Origin of the sequence: Kosakonia sp. H7A, from assembly GCF_003028445.1 — a bacterium.
Classification (GTDB): Bacteria; Pseudomonadota; Gammaproteobacteria; order Enterobacterales; family Enterobacteriaceae; genus Kosakonia; species Kosakonia radicincitans.
In genome coordinates this window covers 1-541 of record NZ_PYTZ01000060.1, presented here as the reverse complement: position 1 = coordinate 541, position 541 = coordinate 1, and the positions used below count along the sequence as shown (strand labels likewise).

At 69.1% G+C, this 541-nt stretch carries 1 pseudogene; it reads left to right on the top strand.

Features of this window, described 5'->3' with window-relative positions:
* A pseudogene (locus CWM66_RS28140) lies at positions 1 to 541 on the top strand (M13 family metallopeptidase N-terminal domain-containing protein); the annotation flags it as partial.

Genomic DNA, 541 nt, shown 5'->3' with positions numbered 1-541 from the left:
CACGCGCTGGTCGAACAGGCTGCGGCCGCCAACGCGCCGGCCGGCAGTATCGAAGGCAAGATCGCCGACATCTGGCGCACCGGCATGGACGAGGCTGCGATCAACCGGGCCGGGCTGGCGCCGTTGCAGCCGCAGCTCAAGGCCATCGACGGCCTGCACGACGGCAAGGCCGTCGCCGCGTGGCTGCGTGACCGCTACGCGCAGGGCCAGGGCTTCCTGTTCTCCTTCGGCGCCAATGCCGACTACAAGGATTCCGGCCAGGTCATCGCCTATGCGGGGCAGGGCGGTCTGGGCCTGCCGGAGAAGGGCTACTACTTCGACGAATCGCAGGCGAAGATCCGCGACGCCTACGTGCAGTACATCACCCGCGTGCTGGAACTGGGCGGCGCCCAGCCGGCGCAGGCCGCCGCGCAGGCCAAGGCCGTGATGGCCTTTGAAACCCGCCTGGCCAATGCCTCGCTGTCGCGCATCGAGTTGCGCGATCCTGCAAAGCGCTACAACCCGGTGAGCGCCGCGCAGGCCAACGCGATCACCCCGCACT